The 15,495-nt window shown below is 71.8% G+C and carries 13 protein-coding genes; 5 read left to right on the forward strand and 8 right to left on the reverse strand.

Features of this window, described 5'->3' with window-relative positions; all coding sequences use genetic code 11:
- Positions 1-6: 6 nt before the first annotated feature.
- Positions 7-1,179 (forward strand): MFS transporter, encoded by a 1,173-nt coding sequence (locus tag ACFSKW_RS47370; protein WP_379581194.1) that lies wholly within the window; start codon positions 7-9, stop codon positions 1,177-1,179.
- Here ACFSKW_RS47370 and ACFSKW_RS47375 read toward each other — a convergent pair.
- The 6 genes from ACFSKW_RS47375 to ACFSKW_RS47400 all read right to left on the reverse strand — a co-directional run bounded on the left by ACFSKW_RS47375 (position 1,136) and on the right by ACFSKW_RS47400 (position 10,277).
- Complete coding sequence (locus ACFSKW_RS47375) at positions 1,136-1,834, reverse strand: ABC transporter ATP-binding protein (protein WP_379581195.1); 699 nt, start codon at positions 1,832-1,834, stop codon at positions 1,136-1,138. The genes ACFSKW_RS47370 and ACFSKW_RS47375 overlap by 44 nt on opposite strands.
- Positions 1,824-2,753, reverse strand: a complete 930-nt coding sequence (locus ACFSKW_RS47380) for an ABC transporter ATP-binding protein (RefSeq protein ID WP_379581196.1) — start codon at positions 2,751-2,753, stop codon at positions 1,824-1,826. The genes ACFSKW_RS47375 and ACFSKW_RS47380 overlap by 11 nt, the downstream gene beginning before the upstream one ends.
- On the reverse strand, positions 2,750-5,374 hold the full coding sequence (locus ACFSKW_RS47385) for a hypothetical protein (RefSeq protein WP_379581197.1): 2,625 nt from the start codon (positions 5,372-5,374) through the stop codon (positions 2,750-2,752). The genes ACFSKW_RS47380 and ACFSKW_RS47385 overlap by 4 nt, the downstream gene beginning before the upstream one ends.
- On the reverse strand, positions 5,371-8,544 hold the full coding sequence (locus tag ACFSKW_RS47390; RefSeq protein WP_379581198.1) for an ABC transporter permease: 3,174 nt from the start codon (positions 8,542-8,544) through the stop codon (positions 5,371-5,373). The genes ACFSKW_RS47385 and ACFSKW_RS47390 overlap by 4 nt, the downstream gene beginning before the upstream one ends.
- A 275-nt stretch (positions 8,545-8,819) precedes the next feature.
- Positions 8,820-9,092 (reverse strand): 30S ribosomal protein S20, encoded by a 273-nt coding sequence (rpsT, locus tag ACFSKW_RS47395; protein WP_358138334.1) that lies wholly within the window; start codon positions 9,090-9,092, stop codon positions 8,820-8,822.
- Positions 9,093-9,284: 192 nt separating this feature from the next.
- Complete coding sequence (locus tag ACFSKW_RS47400; RefSeq protein ID WP_379581199.1) at positions 9,285-10,277, reverse strand: glycoside hydrolase family 18 protein; 993 nt, start codon at positions 10,275-10,277, stop codon at positions 9,285-9,287.
- A gap of 56 nt (positions 10,278-10,333) precedes the next feature.
- Here ACFSKW_RS47400 and lepA point away from each other — a divergent pair, with 56 nt between their 5' ends.
- Positions 10,334-12,163 (forward strand): translation elongation factor 4, encoded by a 1,830-nt coding sequence (gene lepA / locus ACFSKW_RS47405; protein ID WP_379581200.1) that lies wholly within the window; start codon positions 10,334-10,336, stop codon positions 12,161-12,163.
- A 78-nt stretch (positions 12,164-12,241) separates the two neighbouring features.
- Here the strand turns inward: lepA and ACFSKW_RS47410 are convergent, their stop codons facing one another.
- A complete protein-coding gene (locus tag ACFSKW_RS47410; protein WP_379581201.1) occupies positions 12,242-12,598 on the reverse strand; it encodes a hypothetical protein in 357 nt (118 codons plus the stop codon).
- 86 nt (positions 12,599-12,684) lie between these two features.
- On the opposite strand from ACFSKW_RS47410, the gene ACFSKW_RS47415 reads away from it, so the two are divergent.
- The 3 genes from ACFSKW_RS47415 to ACFSKW_RS47425 all read left to right on the forward strand — a co-directional run bounded on the left by ACFSKW_RS47415 (position 12,685) and on the right by ACFSKW_RS47425 (position 14,753).
- Positions 12,685-13,338 carry a response regulator transcription factor gene (locus tag ACFSKW_RS47415; protein WP_379581202.1) on the forward strand — a complete coding sequence of 218 codons (654 nt, stop codon included), beginning with the start codon at positions 12,685-12,687 and terminating at the stop codon, positions 13,336-13,338.
- Positions 13,335-14,381 carry a sensor histidine kinase gene (locus tag ACFSKW_RS47420; protein WP_379581203.1) on the forward strand — a complete coding sequence of 349 codons (1,047 nt, stop codon included), beginning with the start codon at positions 13,335-13,337 and terminating at the stop codon, positions 14,379-14,381. Before ACFSKW_RS47415 ends, ACFSKW_RS47420 begins: the two co-directional genes overlap by 4 nt.
- A gap of 63 nt (positions 14,382-14,444) precedes the next feature.
- Positions 14,445-14,753: a hypothetical protein gene (locus ACFSKW_RS47425; RefSeq protein WP_379581204.1), complete on the forward strand. Its 309-nt coding sequence runs from the start codon at positions 14,445-14,447 to the stop codon at positions 14,751-14,753.
- A 387-nt stretch (positions 14,754-15,140) separates the two neighbouring features.
- On the opposite strand, the gene ACFSKW_RS47430 is transcribed toward ACFSKW_RS47425, so the two are convergent.
- The coding region (locus ACFSKW_RS47430; RefSeq protein ID WP_379581205.1) for a GDSL-type esterase/lipase family protein at positions 15,141-15,495 on the reverse strand (355 nt) is incomplete at its 5' end.

A 15,495-nucleotide genomic window follows, 5' to 3' on the forward strand; every position in this document is an offset into this window, starting at 1 on the left:
GAGGCCATGCTCACCAGACTAGTGATCGGCCGTGCCCTGTCGGCGCTGGCGACCGCGCTCATCCCGACGACGTTGACCCTCGTCGTGCTCAGGGTCACGGGCGAGGCCGCCGACCTTGGCGTCGTGCTGGCGTGCGAGTTGGTGCCGATGCTGGTGCTGCTGCCGTTCGGGGGAGTGCTCGCCGACCGCTTCCCGCCCGAACGCGTCGCGTTGCTCGCGGACCTGACCCGGTGCGTGGCCCAGGCGGCGATCGGCGTGGAACTGCTGGCCGGCGTGGAGAGGATCGCCGACCTGGCGGTGCTCGCGGCGGTCACCGGCGCCGCTGTCGCGTTCGGCACGCCTGCCGTGCCCAGGCTGGTGGCCGCGACCGTTGAGGGACCGGCGCGGCTGCGCGCCAACGCGCGCATCAGCCTGGCCACCAGCCTGTCGGCCGTGGGCGCGCCCGCCATCGCCGGCGCGCTGGTCCTGGGGGCGGGGCCCGGCTGGGCGTCGCTGGCCACCGCCGCCCTGTTCGCCGCCTCCGCGTTCACCCTCGGCGGCGTCCGTACGGCCACGGCCGCCCCCACCGGCAAGCAGTCACTGGCCAGGGGCTGGCAGGAGATCAGGCGGCGCCCGTGGTTCCTGGTCAGCGTCATGGGCCACGGCGTGTGGCACTTCTGCGCGGGGCTGTTCCTCACTCTCGGCCCGCTGATCACCATCCGGAGCGGCGAGGCGATGTGGGTGATCATCGTGCAGTCCGGCACGGTCGGGATGCTCGCGGGCGTGTTCGCCGCGCCCCGCCTGCCCGTGCGCAGCCCGCTCGTCGGCTGCGCGGTGGGCGCGTCGCTCTACGCGGCGCCCCTGGCGGCGCTGGCCGTGCCGCTGAGCGGCTGGGCGGTGGCGGTCGCGTACGGCGTCGCGATGTTCGGCCTCGGCGTGCTCGTGCCGCTGTGGGAGACCGTGGTCGCCGACCGGATCCCGGTGGAGGCGCTCGGCAGGGTGCGCTCGTTCGACTCGCTGATCTCGTTCGCCAGCCGCCCGCTGGGGCTGGCCGTCGCCGCCCCGCTGGCCGGATGGGCGGGTACGGCGGCGCCGCTGTGGGTGGCGGCGATCGCCGTGGCCGCGGCGAGCCTCGGCGTGCTGGCCGTACGCGAGGTCAGGACTCCTGCAGCGCCGTCTCTCTCAGCACCCCGTCGCTGATCTCCAGCACCCTGTCGGCCAGCGTGATCAGGCCCGGGTCGTGGGTGGCCACCAGCGCGGTGACGCCCTCGCTGCGGACCAGCGCCCTGATCAGCTGCATGATCTGCCGCCCCGTCTGCGAGTCGAGCTGCCCCGTCGGCTCGTCGGCCACCAGCAGGCGCGGCCTGTTGGCGAGAGACCTGGCGATCGCCACGCGCTGGCGCTGCCCGCCCGACAGCTCGTAGGGGCGCTGGTTGGCGTGCTGCTCGAGCCCGACCAGTGACAGCAGCATGCGCACGCGCCTGTCCCGCTCGTCGACGGGCGTGCGGGTCAGGCGCATCGGCACGCCGACGTTCTCGGCCGCCGACAGCACGGGGATCAGGCCGAAGGACTGGAACACGAAGCCCACGACGTCCCTGCGCAGCGCCAGCAGCCGATCCTCCGGCAGCGAGGTCACCTCCTGCCCCGCCACGACCACGCGGCCGGCGTCGGGCCTGTCCAGCCCGCCGATCTGGTTCAGCAGGGTGGTCTTGCCCGAACCCGACCTGCCTCTGATCGCCACCAGCTCGCCCGGGTAGGCCTCGAAGGAGACCTCGCGCAGCGCGACGACCTCCTTGGGGCCCGTCCGGTAGACCTTACGCAGGCCCTCCACCACCACCAGCGGCTCACTGCTCATCGGAAGACTCCTCACGGGACGGCCACACGCCGATGTGGTCGGACTCGAGCTCGAGGCGCACCCTGCGCTCCATGTCGAGGGCGTTCATGAAGTCGCGCGGCAGCTGCAGCCGGCCGACGCGGTCGAGGACGGCGTACTCCTCGGCGATGATCTGGCCCTCGGCGCCCTCCCTGCGCAGCGTCTCGCTGCTGGTACGGCCGTCGCGGATGCCGATCGTCCGATCGACCTGCTCCGAGACCAGCGCGTCGTGCGTCACGATGACCACGGTGACGCCGAGCTCCCTGTTGGCTCTGCGCAGCGCCTCGAACACCTCCTCCGAGGTGTCGCTGTCGAGCTCTCCCGTCGGCTCGTCGGCCAGGATCAGCTGCGGCGCGTTGGCCAGCGCCACGGCGATCGCCACCCGCTGCTGCTCGCCGCCCGACATCTCCGACGGCTTCCTGTCCGCGCAGTAGTCGACGCCGAGCAGGGTCAGCAGCTCCGTCGCGCGGCCCTTGCGGTTCCTGCCGGCCAGCTTCATCGGCAGCTCGACGTTCTCCCGCGCGGTCAGGTACGACAGCAGGTTGCGCGCGGTCTGCTGCCAGATGAAGCCGACGACCTCGCGCCGGTAGCGCAGCCTGTCCTTGGCCGTCATCGACAGCAGATCCATGCCCGCCACCCTGGCCAGGCCCGCGGTCGGCACGTCGAGGCCCGACAGCACGTTGAGCAGCGTGGACTTGCCCGAGCCCGAAGCGCCGACGATCGCGACCAGCTCGCCCTTCTGGATCAGCAGGTCGAGGCCCTGGAGGGCGACGACCTCGACGCCCTCGGTCTTGTAGATGCGGACCAGGTTGTCGCAGACGATGTGCGCGTCACCGCCGAAGACGGCCCGCTCCCGCGTGGCCTGCGCCTCCAGGTCGGACATGGTGGGGGTGTTCGTCACTGGTCACCTACTCGTAGGACGGAGCCGAGGCCGCGCCCGCGGCCGATGGCGGTGTGCGCGTACGCGCCGAGCACGGAGACCGCGGTGAGGCCCGCGGCCAGCAGGACGGGTGTCAGGAGCGCGCCGCCGGAGAGCGGTCCGTGGCCGCTCACGGCGAGGTCGCCCGTGTAGGCGGACAGGTCCATGCCCGGTCCCAGCGCCACGGGCAGGCCCAGGCCCAGCGCGAGCCCTGCCAGGGCGGTGAACAGGATCAAGGGGGAGATCTCCAGGACGGTCAGGCGTCGCGCCTGGCGAGGCGACAGCCCCAGCGTACGCAGGAAGGACAGCGCGCCCGCGCGGGCGGGGGCCGTGATCACCAGCGCGAGCACGACGGCGACCAGGCAGTAGACGGCCAGGGCGGCGGTGACGATCATCAGGGTGTCCAGGACGGCCCCCGTCAGCGGCGAGCCCTTGATGGCGGCCAGCGTCTGCGCTCTCGATCGCACCACGGGTGGCAGACCGCCCTGCGTGCTCGCCGCCTCGCGCACCGCGGCAGGGTCGGCGGACCCTCGAACCAGCAGCACGTTCGGCCTGGTGGGCGCGCCCACCCGCTCGTTGGCGTCGGCGGGCAGCACGATCAGGTTCCGCTGCGTCTGCAACCCCGGGAAGCCGGTGACGGAGCCGCGCGGGTCCACCCGCATCGCGACCTGCCAGCGGACCGACAGCGGCTCCCTGCCCAGCAGGGGCGAGGCGAGCGCGGGGATGCCGGGCCCTCCCGGTGGCGCCGGCACGTCCAGCGGACCGCCTGCCACGAGCTCCCGGTAGGCGGCCAGGTCGATGGAGACGACCTCGACAGGAGTCCTGCCGACGACCGCGTCACCTGTCATCGCGGTCAGCACGGCTTCGACGCCCGGCACGTTCCTGACCCGCGCCACGGCCTCGGGTGTGATCGCGACGGCGTGCTCGACCCTGATGTCCGCGCCGACCCTCTGCCATGCGGCCAGCTCCTGGGTGCTGGAGACGCCGCCGGAGACGATCGAGGCGAACACCGACACGGCCAGCGCGGGCAGCAGGATCAGCACGGGGAGCACGGTGAACGACTTCGACCTCGCCGCCATCGTCAGGCCGAGGAACGGCACGGCGGCGCGGCGGCGGGCGGCCAGCCGTACGAGCGCCCTGAGGGGGAACGGGTAGCAGCGCAGGGTGATCAGGGCCGCGGCCACCGCCAGCGCGACGGGGACGAGCAGCAGGAACGGGTCCGCGCCCAGGGTCGCCGCCGAGGTCGAGACGCCGCGAGAGCGCACCAGATAGGCCCCGGCCAGCGCCAGCGCCACGGTCGTCAGCTCCAGCGTGATCCGGCGGGGCGAGGGCCTGGCGGCGGCCACGTCGTCGCGTCGTTCGTGCAGCGGCGCGCGGTGGGCGAGCGTCAGCCGGATCGCGGCGAATCCCGTCGCGACCCCGAGCACGATCAGCGGGCCCACGTGGACCATCGGCGTGACGGGCCCGGGGACCAGCCACGACAGCAGGTAGCCGGCCGCCGCCGCCGGCACGGTCGCGATGGCGACGACGGCCGTCCCCGCGCCCGCGACCTGCCCCAGCGCGCCGCCTCGCGCGCGCATCAGGGCGAGCGCGGCCGCCATCCGCTCGGCCATCAGCTGGACGGCGAGCACGATCACGCCAAGCGCCACCGCCAGCAGGCCGCCGAGCACCAGGAACATCACCGTCTGCGCCGTGGCCAGCGACTCCGCGTAGGAGGTCAGCAGCCTGGGCAGGCCGGTCGCCACGCTGTTGGCCGCGTTGTCGTCCGCCTCCAGCGCCACCGCGCCGTTGTAGTCCTTGATCGCCCCGAGCGTGGAGGGCAGGTCGAGCGCGTCGGCCCTGCCGGGATCGACGCCGAGCACCCAGGAGTAGACGGTCCTGCGGGCGCCGTAGCCGAGGAGTTCGATGCCCTCGTCGCCGGTCAGCGAGGTGACGTAGCGGTCGGGTTCCAGCTGGCCCGGCGGGAGCCGCTCCTCGACCGTGATCGTGTCGCGTTCGTGGTCCCAGTACGGGTCGGCGGGGTTCCTCGGCCGGTAGACGCCCGAGACCCTGACCGCGATCTGCTCGCTCTGCCCGATGACCACGATGCTGCCGACAGGCAGGTTCATGGTGGTGGTCGCGCCCTCCGGCACGCCCACTTCGAGCAGCGGGATCGTGCCGATCCCGCGCGCCGCGAAGGTGCTGGGCGCGCCGGGCTCGCGGCCCTCGACCCAGGTCAGGCGCCGGTCGAAGTCGGAGAGCCAGCCCACGTTGACGTACTGTTTCGGACGGTCGAAGGCGGGCGTGTCGACCGTCCTGACCGAGAAGTGGCTGGTGCCGCCGGTCGTCGCGAGCGCGGCCAGCTCGGACGGCAGCAGCGCGCGGAAGGCCCGCTCCTTGGCCGCCAGCTCCGCGCGGGTCCTGACGGGCGTCGCGTTCCGCGCCAGCACCCGCAGGTCCCTGTCCTGGGCGGTCGTCGCGGCCAGGGTCTGCCTGAGCCCGTGGTCGTAGGCCGACTGGAGCGCCCGGGGCGTACCGGAGATCAGCAGGCAGGCGCTCAGCGTCAGGACCGCCAGCACGGCGGCCGCGCCCGCGTGCTCGCGCATCAGCGTCAGGATCCTCACCGTTCCTCCCCGGTGCGCAGACCACCGGGCCCCCGGCCGCGCAGCACGCGGGCCAGCCCCCCGACGATCGCGAACAGCAGCGCCGCGACCAGGACCAGCATCAGGACGGTCGATGGCCACGGGACGGCCAGCACCACGCCGGGAGTGACGGCCGTGGCCTGCCCCGTCAGCACGATGTGGGGCACGACGAGGGCGCCGACCACGAGCGCGAGGACCGTTCCCGCCACCAGCGAGAGGCCGATGACGAACGTCTGCTCGATCGCCAGCAGCGCGAACACCTGGCGGAAGCCGACGCCCAGCGCCCGCAGGATCGCGAACTCCGCGAGGCGATCGCGCGCCGCCACCGCCGCGCTGGTCAGGAACCCGAGCACGGCGAAGACCAGCGCGGACAGGAAGCCGAGCGTCAGCGCACCCTGCAGTCCACCGGCCAGCGGATCGTCACGGAAGCGCGAGGTGAGCGCCTGGAGGTCCACGGCCGTCGCCACCCACTGCGGCCTGCTCGCCAGCACCTTCATCGCGGCGGCGGTGTCGCCGCCGCGCGCGGCCAGCCACCACTCCGTCGCGGGACGCAGCCGCTGCGCGGCCGCGAACGCCCTGCCCTGCAGCGTGCCCCAGTCGACGAGGATCGAGGGCTGGTCGGGCTGGGTGGTCGGCATCCGGTCGACGACGCCCGCCACCTTCACCTCGATGTTGTCGCCGTCGAGGTTCACCGGCGCGACCTGGCCCGTGGTGAGCCTTAGCCGCTCGGCCAGATCGGCGGTGAGGACGACGGGCAACGGCTTGAAGATCCGCTGCTTGTCAGGCCCGCGAGGCGGGGCGAACAGGTCGCCGTCGCCTTTCGCGGCGACGACGCTGTAGGCGGGCTCCTCGGCCGTGCCGGGGAGCTGCAGCGTCCACAGCCGCCCGCCGTCCGAGGCCACCGGCCGCCTGGCGGTCCAGCGCAGGCCGGGCGGCAGCGTGACGCCGGGGTCGACCGTCACCGTGACGCCTGTCGACCTCAGGACGAAGCCGCGCAGTCTCAGGGGAGGGGTGAGCCTTCCCGTACGGCCCGCGAGCGACTTCAGGTCGAGCTCGATCCGGTTGACGCCCGCCCGGAGCGGCCCCGCGGGAAGCTCGAGCCACACGCCGAGCCCGTCCTCCACCGCCACGCCCAGTTCGACGGACCGGCCCGGAGGCCCGCTGACCCGCACGGACAGCGGCAGCCGCTCGGGTATCGGGACCGCCTCGATCTCGGGGCGGGCCGCGCCGAGCCGCGCCGCCATCTCCCGCACGCCGTCCTCGGACAGGTCGGGGCGCAGCTTCAGCAGCGCGGCCAGTCTCGCGGCGTCCAGCGCCATCAGCGTCGCCGGCTCCCCCGCGACCGTGGCCGGCCCCCTGAAGGCGGGACTGGCCGCGGTGACGCCCGGCAGGCTCGCGAAGGCGGTGCCCCGGCCGAGCGCGCCGAGCTCGCGGGCATCGGGCGGGCCCGAGATCCGCAGGTCGGCGCCCGCCTGGTGGCGGGCTTGGTCCTCCTGCGAGGAACGCCAGGTGGCGGCGGTGGCCATCGACACCACGCCGATCGCGATCGCCATCGTGAGCAGCAGCGCGGGGCCCGAGTAGCGGGCCGGCCTGCGACTGACCTGCCAGGCGCCGAGCGCGGGAGCCAGCCCTTCGCGCCTGGCGGTGAACCGCTCGGCGAGGGCCGAGACCCTCGGCACCAGGCGCAGGCCGAGCATGCCGCCGCAGAGCAGCGCGAGCGCCGGCCCTGTGACGATCAGCGGATCGATGCCGATGTCACCGCCGGCCGTGGCCGTCACGGGCGCACCGTAGTGCCGTAGCTGCCAGATCGCCAGTGCCGCCAGCGCCAGCAGCGCCAGGTCCGCGCCCGCCCGCTGCACCAGCCCCCTGCCGCCCGACCGTCCGCGCGCCGCCTGCTCGTCGACGTAGGTGCGGCGGACGCCGCCCAGCGCGGGCATGGTCAGCAGGACGGCGGCGGCCAGGGCCACCGCCCCCGACACGGCGAACGTGCCGAGGTCGGCGTCGGGGGCCGGCCGTACGCCCGAGGCCTCGATCCAGGGGATCGCGGTGACCAGCCGGAGCAGCGGCGGGCTCAGCAGCGGTGCCACGATCGCGCACGGAAGCGCCACCAGCAGCGCCTCACCGCCCGCGAGCAGCGCGAGCCTGCCCGCGCCCGCGCCCCTCGCGCGCAGCAGCGCGACCTCCATCCTGCGGTGGTCGGCCAGCAGGCGCGCGGTCAGCATGAGCGCGTAGGCGGCCAGCAGGAGCAGTTGCAGGACGGGGATCAGCATGGTCGAGCGGGCGACCAGCGAGGCGGTGTCGAGCTGGGTCAACATCTCGGGCAGCCGCGTGCCGGCCCTGCACTCGGGACACCCGCTGTCCCTGAGCCGGTCCTGGAGCCCGGCCACGTCCCGGGCGAAGGGGCGCAGCCGCTCGGGGGAGAGGCGGGTCAGATCGGGCAGGGCGGTCCAGGTGGCGCTGACGTTGGTGGCGAACCTGGACAGGAACGTCCGCTCGGTGACCATCAGCGGCCCGAACGTGGTGAAGTCACCCAGCTGGACGCCCGAGCTCAGCAGCTCCTCACCGGCCCAGCGGTCGCCGAAGGTGTCGTCGAGCTGGAAGACGCCGGTGATCCGGACCTCGACGCGACGCCTGGCGTCGATGCGGCTCTCGGTGGTGAACTCCTGGCCGACCTTCAGGCCCGCCGCGGTGGCGGCGGACAGGGAGACGGCCGCCTCGACCCGCTCCTCGCCGTCACCGGGCCAGGCGCCCTCGACCAGCCTGGCGTGCCGGTCGAGGCCCTCGTAGGTGTTGAAGCGGTACAACTCAGGCCTGGCCTGCCGTTCCTGACCGGGGACGACGTAGGAGTCGGAGCGCATGCTCGCGGTGAGCGCGACGGGAGCGCCCGCGTAGACCTGGGCGGTGACGGTCCGGATCGCCCGCTCGACCCCGGGGAAGGAGGCGGTGGTGACGGGGGTGGTGATGGTGGCCGCGGTCGTCCTGATCGGCGCGGTCTCCATCGTGCGGCGGACGCCCGCCTCGGCGGTCGAGGAGGCGTACATCGTCAGCGCGACAAGGGTGGTGGTGGCGAGGAGGATGGAGCCGAAGGCGGCCAGCAGGAGGAGAGGCTCACTGGCGGCTCGCCTGAGAACCAGCGGAACACGCGCCCGCATATCGCCCCCGCTCGTCACATGCTCCCGTTCTGTGAACCTTTGGGGATGACGGGTGGCGGCGGCAAGCCGATCTTCTCAACGGTGACACAGCCGATACGCTGGAGTGATGTCGAAACTGTGACACTTCCACGACCGCGTCCGGATATTTCAGATGTTCATCCGGGAGGGGCTCATGCCCGGATCATCGCGGTGGTCCAGGGCGAAGCGCGGGTGGTGGTACACGAAAACGCCGCACCCCGTCATCGCGGAGTGCGGCGTCGCCGGTGCGTCTGCGACTACTTGGCAGCCTGCAGAGCGGCGGTGCGCTGAGCGATCGCCGACTTGCGGTTGGCGGCCTGGTTCTTGTGGATGACGCCCTTGCTGGCAGCCTTGTCGAGCTGGCGAGCGGCGGCGCGCTGCAGCGCCACGGCCTCGTCGACGTTGCCCTGCTCGGCGGCCTCGCGGAACTTGCGGATCGCCGTCTTCAGGGAAGACTTGACAGCCTTGTTGCGCAGACGAGCCTTCTCGTTCTGCTTGTTGCGCTTGATCTGGGACTTGATGTTCGCCACGAAGAAGCCTCGGTGAAGGTCAGAAATCGGATGGGGCGCGCGGGCTCGATGAGAGGGCGCGCCACACGCAGTTGTACAGGTTACCAATAATCCAGGTCGCCGCTCAAATCAACGACCCGTGACCTGCCCAGCATACGGGGTGTCCTGCGGGACCGGCCTCGCATCCGCTCGCGCCGGGGCCGTCGAGCGGGATCACCTGGTGTTCCAGCGGCCGGTGTACTCCTTCCAGTCCTCCTCCGTCGCCGCGAAGTCCACGTACAGCGCCAGTCCGAACCCCTCGCGCCTGCCGTACGACGAAAGGGCGAGCCGCGCCCCCTCGGCCGCCCCCGCTACGCTCTCCGACCCGTCGAGGAACGGCACGCCGTGGTCGTGGTAGGCGGGCGCTCCGATGAGGATGGACGTCGTGGCGGGCGTGAGGTCGAGCGCGAGCGCCGCCTGCCGTACGACGTGGCCGCCGTACAGGGACTGCGCGGGCATGAAGGAGTCGTAGGTCATGATCGCCACCTGGTCGGTACGGCGGGCGACCTCCTGGTAGAAGCCGTGCGACCAGTACTTGTCGTGGCCGAGTGTCGCGCGGACGGCCAGGCGCATGAGGGGGTACGGCTCGAGCTGCGGCGTCGACACCGAGAGCAGCGTGGTCAGCGGCCGGGTGCGGTCGAGCAGGTCGAGGAAGTCGGTGTCCCCGTCACCGATCGGCTCGAAGTTGTAGTGGATGCCGTCGAACCCGAGGTCCATGATGTGCTTCGCCCCCGCCAGGACGCGGGCACGGGCGGCGGGGTCGTCGAGGTCGAGGCCGTTCTTGACGGCCTGTCCGAGCCAGGCCGAGACCCGCACATCAGGCAGATGTTTCCGCCACCACTTCAGGAAATTTCCGGCGTTGGGGTGCTTGGCGGGGTTGAGGCTGCCGTCCCATTCAAAGGGGCCGGAATGAACGTAGACGTCCCTGATGCCGGTGCCGCGCAGCCGTACCGCCATCGCCTCCACGTCGCGCTCCGTGCGGCGGCCGTCGACCCACGCGTGCCCGAGCCACAGCGCATCGTTACCCGTGCTCTTCGCCCAGGCCTCCGGCGCCCCGGTAAACTGGAGCCGGAGCGCCGCCGCCACGAAGGCGGCGAGCGTGACTAAGACGGCCAAGGCCAGCGCCAGGGCGCGCAGACCGCGGCGGATGACGGTTCGGGCAATCACCCGGGCATGTCACCATGAAAGACGCTTGACCTCAACCCTTGTCGAAACGGACTTCGGTGCGCAATCAGCCTGGCCAGACCGACCCCGCGTTGATCCGCAACTTCTGCATCATCGCGCACATCGACCATGGCAAGTCGACGCTTGCCGACCGGATGCTGCAGATCACCGGCGTGGTCGACGATCGCTCCATGCGCGCGCAGTACCTCGACAGGATGGACATCGAGCGCGAACGCGGCATCACGATCAAGTCGCAGGCCGTGCGGCTGCCGTGGAACGGCCACGTCCTCAACATGATCGACACGCCGGGCCACGTCGACTTCACCTACGAGGTCTCGCGGTCGCTGCAGGCGTGCGAGGGCGCGATCCTCCTGGTCGACGCCGCACAGGGCATCGAGGCGCAGACGCTGGCCAACCTCTACCTGGCCATGCACAACGATCTGCACATCATCCCGGTGCTCAACAAGATCGACCTGCCCGCCGCGCAGCCGGAGAAGTTCGCCGAGGAGCTCGCGGGGCTCATCGGCTGCGACCCCTCCGACGTGCTCAGGGTCTCGGGTAAGACGGGCGTCGGGGTGAAGGAGCTGCTCGACCACGTCGTGGAGACCGTTCCGGCCCCCGTGGGCGACGCCGACGCGGCGGCCCGCGCGCTGATCTTCGACTCGGTCTACGACACCTACAGGGGCGTCGTCACCTATGTCCGGGTCGTCGACGGCCACCTGGGCAAGCGCGAGCGCATCACCATGATGTCCACGCAGGCCACCCACGAGACGCTCGAGATCGGGGTGATCTCGCCCGAGCCGAAGGTGGCCGAGAAGGGTCTGGGCGTCGGCGAGGTCGGCTACCTCATCACGGGCGTGAAGGACGTGCGCCAGTCGCGCGTCGGCGACACCGTCACCTCGGCCGCGCGTGGTGCCACCGAGATGCTGGCGGGCTACGACCACCCCAGGCCGATGGTGTTCTCCGGGCTCTACCCCATCGACGGCGACGAGTATCCCGAGCTGCGTGAGGCGCTCGACAAACTGCAGCTCAACGACGCCTCCCTGGTCTACGAGCCCGAGACCTCCGCCGCGCTCGGCTTCGGCTTCCGCGTGGGCTTCCTCGGCCTGCTGCACATGGAGATCATCCGCGAGCGGCTGGAGCGGGAGTTCGGCCTGTCGCTGATCTCCACCGCGCCGAACGTGGTCTACCGGGTGGTCATGGAGGACGGCAAGGAGCTGACCGTCACCAACCCGTCGGAGTTCCCGACCGGCGGCAAGATCGCGCAGGTCTTCGAGCCCGTCACCAAGTCCACGATCCTGGCGCCCGCCGAGTTCATCGGCGCGATCATGGAGATCTGCCAGGGCAGGCGCGGCCAGCTCCAGGGCATGGACTACCTGTCTGAAGACCGCGTCGAGATCCGCTACACGCTGCCGCTCGGCGAGATCATCTTCGACTTCTTCGACCAGCTCAAGTCGCGCACCCGCGGCTACGCCTCCCTCGACTACGAGCCCGCGGGCGAGCAGGAGGCGGACCTGGTCAAGGTCGACATCCTGCTGCAGGGCGAGCCCGTCGACGCCTTCAGCGCGATCGTGCACAAGGACAAGGCGTACGGCTACGGCGTCGACATGGCCAAGAAGCTGCGCGAGCTCATCCCGCGGCAGCAGTTCGAGGTGCCGATCCAGGCGGCCATCGGCGCGCGCGTCATCGCCCGCGAGAACATCAGGGCGATCAGGAAGGACGTCCTCGCCAAGTGCTACGGCGGTGACATCTCGCGTAAGCGCAAGCTGCTGGAGAAGCAGAAGGAAGGCAAGAAGCGCATGAAGATGGTGGGCAGGGTCGAGGTGCCCCAGGAGGCCTTCGTCGCCGCGCTGTCCACCGAGTCCAGCACGGACAAGGCCAAGAAGTAGCCACAAGGACACAGGCCCGGTGCTCGTCGCGAGCACCGGGCCTGTGCCGGTTACGGCCTGGGCGGCACGGGCGGCCGGTTACGGCCTGGGCGGCACGGGCGGCTTCGGCTCGGGCAGGTCAGGCAGGTCGGGCAAGTCCGGCTCGGGGAGCTCCAGCGCCGGGGGCAGCTCCGCGTCCTCGGGCAGCAGGTGCGCACAGATCTTCAGCGCGCCCCTGAACTTCTTCGAGATGGGGTTGAGCCGGCTGCCGACGACGTCGCGCAGCACGACCCTCCCGCCTTCCTTGATCTTGATGCCGGGGAACTCCTTCACTCCCTTCGCGCGCATGCACGTCGTGAAGTCCTTCGTAGGACCTGGGGTAGCGGCTTCGGCGGCCGCGGGAACGGCGATGGCCACCAGTGCGGCGGCGGCGCAGAGCACCAGTCGTGTTCTCATGCCGCACACTCAAGCGTCCCACCGGTTACCGCAAGGGAACGGCGGCCGTTACGCCGGTGTTACCCCCCGATCGCGATGCTGGGACGATGCGCGTGCTGGTGGTCGAGGACCACACGGAACTGGCCGCGACGGTGGCCGAAGGGCTGCGTCGCGAAGGCATGGCCGTCGACCTCGCACGGGACGGCGACGCCGCGCTCGAACGCACGTCGATCAACCGCTACGACGTGGTGGTGCTCGACCGCGACCTGCCCGGCGTCCACGGCGACGAGGTGTGCAGGCGCCTGATCGCCGAAGGCTACGAGGCCCGGGTGCTCATGCTGACCGCCGCCGCGACCATCGAGGACAGGGTCGAGGGCCTGACCACGGGCGCCGACGACTACCTGCCGAAACCGTTCGCCTTCGCCGAGCTGGTCGCCAGGATCAGGGCGCTGGGCAGGCGGGCGCAGCCTGCCGTACCTCCTGTGCTGGTGCACGGCGACCTCCGGGTCGATCCGGGCCGGCGCCTGGCCACCAGGGCCGGCCGCAGGCTCGACCTGAGCCCCAAGGAGTTCGCGGTGCTCGAACTGCTGCTCTCCGCGGGAGGCCGGGTCGTGGCCGCCGAGGAGCTTCTCGAACGCGCATGGGACGAGGCCGCGGACCCCTTCACCAGCACCGTCAAGGTGACGGTCAGCAGGCTGCGCCGCAAGCTCGGCGAACCGCCGCTGGTCGAGACGGTGCCCCAGGCCGGGTACCGGATATGACGATCAGGGTCAGACTCACCCTCCTGTACGGCACGCTGTTCGCGGTCGCGGGCGCGCTGCTGCTCGTGCTCACCTACCTCCTCCTGGCCACGCAGCTGACCTGGATCGCCCCGCCGCCGGAGATCTTCGACGAGCCCCCTCTCGACCCGCTCCTGCAACGCGAAGCCGACCTGCGGCAGTTCGTCATGGCAGGGGCCGCGGGGCTCGGTGTGATGACGGTCGTGTCGGTCGGGCTCGGCTGGGTGATGGCGGGCAGGGCGCTGCGGCCGTTGCGCACGATGACGGCTGCGGCACGCGACATCTCCGCCCGTAACCTCCACCAGCGGCTCGCCATGACCGGGCCCGGCGACGAGATCAAGAACCTCGCCGACACCTTCGACGGGCTGCTCGCGAGAGTGGAGTCGGCCTTCGAGGCGCAACGCAGGTTCGTCGCGAACGCCTCGCACGAGCTGCGCACGCCCCTGACGTTCGAGCGGACGCTGCTGGAGGTGGCGCTGGCCGACCCCGCTGCGACGGCCGACGGGCTGCGACGGGTGTGCGGCAGGGCGCTGGAGGTGAACGGACACCAGGAGCGGCTCATCGAGGCGCTGCTCACTCTGGCCAGGAGCCAGCGCGGCCTCGACCACCGTGAGCCGCTGGACCTGGCGTCGATCACCGGCGACCTGCTGTCCGACGTGTCGGACCGGGTCGAGGCGGAGCTGCACCCGGCCTCGGCCACAGGGGACCCCCGCCTGGTCGAACGGCTGGTCGCCAACCTGGTGGACAACGCCAGACGCCACAACACGAAGGACGGCTGGGTCCGCGTGTGGACCGGCGTCCACGAGGGACGGCCCTCGCTCCGCGTCTCGAACCCGGGGCCGCGGATCCCCCTCGCGCTGATGGGGGAGCTGTTCCAGCCGTTCCGCCGCATGGGATCGGCCAGGACCGGCGAGGGACTGGGGCTCGGGCTCTCCATCGTCGCGGCCATCGCGGCCGCGCACGACGCGCGGGTCGACGCCCGGCCGATTCCCGACGGCGGTCTCGAGGTCCTCGTGGCCTTCTGATTTTGTCGGTGCGGTGCCGTAGCTTCTTCCTCGATCGAACACGTGTCCGATAATGGAGGTCGCATGGACGGCGACAGCGCCGAGTCCGAGCGGTTCGTCAGGGCCGCCATGCTGGGTGTGGCGGTGGCAGAGGAGACCCGGCGGCTGCTACGGCTGCACTTCTCGCCCAGCGAGGTGGGGGCGGACGGGAGGGTGCACGTGGAGGTGCCGTACCCCGACTCGGCGGTGGTGGAGGCGGTGCTGGACGTGGCGGCGGAGTGCTTCGGGGAGAAGGGCGCCTCGATCGAGGAGATGCGGCAGGCGGCGCTGGACAGCCTGTTACAACTGGCGGAGTTCGACGAGGAGTCGCTGCTGAACCGGCCGGCCTGCTGAGGTCCTGTCAGGGGGCCAGGCCGTGCCGGAAGGCGTGGGCGACGGCCTGCGCGCGCGTGGTGACCTGGATCTTCGCGAACAGGTTGTTGCACCCCGCCCGCGGAGGTGGAGGCGAGCCCCATGGCCGAGCTCGCGAGATACAAGCCGACCCGCGAGGCCGCCGAGGCGAACCAGGCGGCGACCGGCATCCAGGTGCCCTGCGTCCAGGCGACGCCTGCCGGGTCACGCCAGATCCGTACGGTGGCGGCCCGGACGGCGCCGAAGAGCACGGTGGCCGCGAGCTCGGCGACGAGGAGGACGAGGCTGAGGGCGGGCTGGGCCGGGTCGATGACGCCGCCGGTGAACAGCTCGAACGATTCGCGCATGGCGGGGTGCGCGGGAACGCTTTCAGCTCAGGTCGGCGGGGTCGACGGCTTGCGCCACGGCCCGGTATCCGGCGTCGTTGAGGTGCAGGTGGTCGCCGGAGTCGTAGGCGGGGTCGAGTTGGTCCTCGTCGGACGGCGAGGCCAGCGCGCGGTCCAGGTCGACCACCCCGTCGTAGGCTCCCGACCCGCGGATCCAGGCGTTGACCGCGTCGCGCTTGGCCTCGCCGCGCGCCGAATGGTAGCGCGAGCCCTTCATCGGTGGCAGGGTGGCGCCGATGGCACGCACGCCCTTCGCGTGGGCCTGCCGGATCAGTTCGCGGTGTCCGGCGATGATCTCGTCGGCGGAGACGTCGGTGGGCGGTGCGCCGATGGGGGAG

This window comes from Nonomuraea mangrovi (assembly GCF_042681425.1).
GTDB lineage: Bacteria > Actinomycetota > Actinomycetes > Streptosporangiales > Streptosporangiaceae > Nonomuraea > Nonomuraea mangrovi.

Bases quoted from the DNA above. Each gene is read 5' to 3' on its own strand.
- ACFSKW_RS47370 (WP_379581194.1), top strand. From the start codon at position 7: ATGCTCACCAGACTAGTGATCGGCCGTGCCCTGTCGGCGCTGGCGACC.
- ACFSKW_RS47375 (WP_379581195.1), bottom strand. From the start codon at position 1,834: ATGAGCAGTGAGCCGCTGGTGGTGGTGGAGGGCCTGCGTAAGGTCTAC.
- ACFSKW_RS47390 (WP_379581198.1), bottom strand. From the start codon at position 8,544: ATGCGGGCGCGTGTTCCGCTGGTTCTCAGGCGAGCCGCCAGTGAGCCT.
- ACFSKW_RS47410 (WP_379581201.1), bottom strand. From the start codon at position 12,598: ATGAGAACACGACTGGTGCTCTGCGCCGCCGCCGCACTGGTGGCCATC.
- ACFSKW_RS47415 (WP_379581202.1), top strand. From the start codon at position 12,685: ATGCGCGTGCTGGTGGTCGAGGACCACACGGAACTGGCCGCGACGGTG.
- ACFSKW_RS47420 (WP_379581203.1), top strand. From the start codon at position 13,335: ATGACGATCAGGGTCAGACTCACCCTCCTGTACGGCACGCTGTTCGCG.
- ACFSKW_RS47425 (WP_379581204.1), top strand. From the start codon at position 14,445: ATGGACGGCGACAGCGCCGAGTCCGAGCGGTTCGTCAGGGCCGCCATG.